Source organism: Homoserinimonas sp. (assembly GCF_056262345.1).
The window spans coordinates 1-4,105 of sequence record NZ_JBACFR010000305.1 but is presented as its reverse complement, the minus strand read 5'-3'; the positions used below and the strand labels follow the sequence as shown (position 1 = coordinate 4,105).

At 63.9% G+C, this 4,105-nt stretch carries 5 protein-coding genes and 1 rRNA gene; 2 read left to right on the top strand and 4 right to left on the bottom strand.

The window, feature by feature from the left end:
• Positions 1-19: 19 nt before the first annotated feature.
• Together rrf and AC062T_RS13815 are read left to right on the top strand one after the other, a co-directional pair.
• Positions 20-136, top strand: a 5S ribosomal RNA gene (rrf, locus tag AC062T_RS13820).
• A gap of 165 nt (positions 137-301) precedes the next feature.
• Positions 302-778: a hypothetical protein gene (locus AC062T_RS13815; protein ID WP_476030971.1), complete on the top strand. Its 477-nt coding sequence runs from the start codon at positions 302-304 to the stop codon at positions 776-778.
• Between the two features lie 275 nt (positions 779-1,053).
• Here the strand turns inward: AC062T_RS13815 and AC062T_RS13810 are convergent, their stop codons facing one another.
• The 4 genes from AC062T_RS13810 to AC062T_RS13795 all read right to left on the bottom strand — a co-directional run.
• Positions 1,054-2,412, bottom strand: a complete 1,359-nt coding sequence (locus tag AC062T_RS13810; protein WP_476030969.1) for an MFS transporter — start codon at positions 2,410-2,412, stop codon at positions 1,054-1,056.
• Positions 2,413-2,490: 78 nt separating this feature from the next.
• Positions 2,491-3,084, bottom strand: coding sequence for an HdeD family acid-resistance protein (locus AC062T_RS13805; RefSeq protein WP_476030967.1), 594 nt, complete (start codon positions 3,082-3,084; stop codon positions 2,491-2,493).
• A 64-nt stretch (positions 3,085-3,148) separates the two neighbouring features.
• Positions 3,149-3,619, bottom strand: coding sequence for a 6,7-dimethyl-8-ribityllumazine synthase (ribH, locus tag AC062T_RS13800; RefSeq protein WP_476030965.1), 471 nt, complete (start codon positions 3,617-3,619; stop codon positions 3,149-3,151).
• Positions 3,616-4,105 (bottom strand): GTP cyclohydrolase II (locus AC062T_RS13795; RefSeq protein WP_476030963.1); only part of this gene is annotated, 490 nt, incomplete at its 5' end. The genes ribH and AC062T_RS13795, both read right to left, overlap by 4 nt.

The following is a 4,105-nucleotide window of genomic DNA, read 5'->3' as shown; positions in this document are numbered from 1 at the left end:
ATACATAAATCAATAGTGTTTCGGCGGCCATAGCGCGAGGGAAACGCCCGGTTACATTCCGAACCCGGAAGCTAAGACTCGTTGCGCCGATGGTACTGCAGGGGGGACCCTGTGGGAGAGTAGGACACCGCCGGACTTCTTTGTAAGAAAGCCACCCCAGTTATCTGGGGTGGCTTTTTTGCATTTAAGAGGTTGTTCTGTAGGGCTGGCTCTGGCGATGCATTGCTGGTGGCGCATTGCTGGTGGCGCATTGCTGGTGGCCGCGCCTCACATGTCCAGTGCTCGGTAGCATGGCCAGACTATGAACTACCTTTCACCCGAGACCCGGGCCGCCATCGAACGGCTGATTGCGGCGGGCAACGCTGCGTCCACGCCAGATGCCCTCGAGCGGTTGGCAAGCATCCGGAGCGCACTGGCTGCTCTCGAGGCGGACAAGGCCACTCTGGCGGCCGTGCGCGATGCCGTGAGTGCCGGCCGCAGCTGGGACGAGATCTCTGCGACCGCGGGGCTCAAGCCGGCGGCGGCTAAGTGGCGTTGGCAGGGATCCGACGAGGAGATCGCCGAGAGACTAGAAGCGGGGCGCAAGCGTTCTGCGCGGCCCAGTAGCGTGCCGACTGACCTGCCTGGGCTCTCCGTCGCCGACGCAGCTAAGGCGCTCGGCGTAACGCCACAGGCGGTGTACCTCAGGGTGTCGCGCGGTGGACTGCGCGCCGAAGTCGTGACGCTGGCAGATGGGCGCAGCTACAAGCGCGTCTTTCTCGATGACGCGCAGAAGTAGGCGGCGAGAGATCGCTGCACTGGCGCCGAGCCACGATGTGGCCAGAGTCGGCGCCGATCAGTCGTCCTCAGCTGAAGCCAGCGAGACGTGCTTTGGCTCTACTTGATGAAGACCGTGTAGACCCAGGCGGCAAAGAGTGCCGCAGAAGCAATAACGAGGGCCCAGGACCAGAAGGTGACAGCGCCGCGCGTGCCGTTACGTGGAGTCATGGTTCTATTCTAGGCTGCCGCAGCATCCCTCTTTTGCGCGGGCGCAGCGACGCGAGCAAGGAGCGACTAGCGCTCGATGTCGACGTCTTTGGTCTCTTTGCCCAGGATGAGGGCGACGAGGGTGATGGTGGCCATAACCGAGAGGTAAATGCCGACGAGCGCTGGGCTTCCATCGGCCGTGGTCCACAGCCAGACGGCGATGAACGGTGCAACGGCAGCGCCGAGGATGGAGCTCACGTTGTAGGAGATGCCGGAGCCCGTGTAGCGCACGTTGGTGGGGAACAGCTCGGGCAGTAGGGCGCCCATCGGGCCGAAGGTCATGCCCATGAGGGTGAAGCCCACGATGAGCCACGCCATGACGCCCACGAACCCGGATCCGAGCATGGGCACCCAGACAAGGCCGAACACGATAATGGCGACGGTGACCCAGATCAGCAGCTTGCGACGCCCATAGCGATCTGCCCATGGTCCTGAGACGAGCGTGAAGATGCCGAAGAAGACTACTCCGACGATCATCATCAGCACGAAGTCGTTGTAGCTGTAGCCGAGGCCGGGCAGGACTCCGGGCTCGGTGGGGTCGACGGGGGCGCGCCCGTAGCTCAGGGAGAAGGTGGTCATCAGGTAGAAGAGCACGTAGGTCGCGAGCATGAAGAACGTGCCGAGGATGAGCTCGCGCCAGTTGGAGCGAAGCACGGTGCTGAGGGGCAGCTTGACGAGCTTTCCCTTGGCCGCTGAGGAGGAGAACGCCTCGCTCTCGACGAGTCGCAGCCGCACCCAGAGCCCGACGATCACCATGACGGCGGAGAACAGGAACGGGATGCGCCATCCCCACTCCAGGAAGGCGTCTGACGGTCGGCTGGGATCGGTGGAGGGCAAGAGCGCGGCGATGATGAGGAACAGGCCGTTGGCGATGATGAAGCCAATGGGTGCACCGAGCTGCGGAAAGGTGCCGTACCAGCCGCGCTTGCCGGCGGGAGCGTTCTCGGTTGCGACGAGGGCGGCCCCGCTCCACTCGCCTCCGAGGGCGAAGCCCTGGGCGAGGCGGAGAATGACGAGGAGCAGCGGCGCGAACCAGCCGATTACCGCGTAGGTCGGCAACACCCCGATGAGGAAGGTTGCGATGCCCATCGTGAGCAGGGCGGCGACGAGGGTGGTTTTGCGGCCGACGCGATCACCCAGGTGCCCGAAGAAGACCGCTCCGAGGGGGCGGGCGACCATGGCCGCCCCGAAGACCGCGAATGACGAGAGAAGAGCGGTTGTGGCATCGCCCGTGGGAAAGAACAGGTGCGGAAAGACCAGCACGGCCGCCGTTGCATAGACGTAAAAGTCATAGAACTCGATCGTCGTGCCGATCAGGCTCGCGAGAATTACGCGCGAGCGAGGGTTGGCCGGTGAAGAGTGGACTGCCGAGGCGGGGGTGGTCATCGTTGCTCCGAATCCTGTGCGTACACGACAGTTTAGGGGCGTATACGGACGACTCGACACGGCCGCCGAATTATTGCGTCACAGAGCGAGCCGCTTGGTCGCGCTGCGAAGCTGGAACGCGGCGATGAGAAGCGCAACGCCGAAGATGATGCCGTAGATACCCACGACCCACACGAGGCTCGTCACGGTCGCCCCAGGAGAGAGCACGAGAGCGATTCCTAGGATGATCGCAAAGACCACGCTGATGGCCGAAGAGACGAATCCCCACGTCTTGGTCGAGGAGCTCTCGGACCCGACGCCGGAAGCAAACCCGACAACGCCGTTGACGAGGGCGTAGATCGCGATGATCCACAGAATGAAGAGCCCGCCGATCGTGCCAAAGATCTGCGGTGAGAAAAGCGCGAAAAGGCCGGCGAGCAGCGAGATGATTCCCTGCACGAGGAGCCAGCCCCAGTACGCAAGGCTCCTTCTCAAGCGGATGGCCTGCGCTATTGCGACGATGCCATCGATCGTGGCGTAGATGCCGAAGACGATGGTGATGCCCACGAGGGCGATGACGGGGGCGATGATCGCGATGAGCCCGAAGACAATTGCGAAGATGCCGCGCAGCAGAACGAACCACCAGATTCCTCGCGCGATGGACGATAGTTCTGAGGTTGAGTCATAGACCATGGCTTCAGGCTAGGACGGGTCAGCGCGAATTCCCAGCGGTTCGCCGCCAACCGAATCTGTCGCGCTAGCGACGGAGGGCGCGCAGAGCGACGGCGGTCGCGATAGCCGCCTCTGCCGCCTCTGCACCCTTGTCTTCTCTCGACCCCTCAAGGCCCGCGCGGTCGAGGCCCTGCTGCTCATCGTCGAGCGTGAGCAGACCGAATCCGACCGGCTTGCCTGTGTCGAGCGCCACCCGGGTGAGCCCGTCGGTGGCAGCGGCCGACACGTATTCGAAGTGGGGAGTGCCGCCCCTGATGATTACGCCAAGGGCGACCACAGCATCCGCCCCCGACTCGAGGGCTGCTTTGGCGACGACGGGCAGCTCAAAACTCCCCGGCACGCGCACGATGGTCACCTCTGCCCCGGCCGCGTCGAGAACCCGACGCGCACCCGCAAGCAGCCCCTCGGTGATCACTTCGTGCCATCGGCCAGCTACGACCGTGATGGACAGCCCTCGGCCGTCGACGGAAAGTGTGGGAGAACCTTCTCCGCTCATAGCGCCTGCTCCTTTCGGCTCTGTCGAGCCATTTCGTCTACGTCGATCGGGTCGAGCGCCGTGATGGTCTGCGGCAGGGTGTGGCCCATGCGGTCACGCTTGGTGCGCAGATATTGCTCGTTGAGGGCGTCGACGCCCACGAGGATCGGTACCTGCTCCGTGACAACAATGCCCCGGTCGGTGAGTTGCTTGACCTTGTCGGGGTTGTTGGTGATGACGCGATCCGAGCGGATGCCCAGCTCCTCGAGAAACGCAACGGCAGCCCCGTAGTCACGGCCGTCGGCAGGCAACCCGAGCGCGACGTTGGCATCGACGGTGTCGAGACCGTTCTCTTGCAGGCGGTAAGCCCTCAGTTTGTTGACGAGGCCGATGCCCCGACCCTCGTGGCCGCGCATGTAGATCACGACGCCGCCCTCGCGCTGAATCGCGTCAAGAGCAGCGTCGAGCTGCGGGCCGCACTCGCACTTGAGGGACCCGAGAACCTCA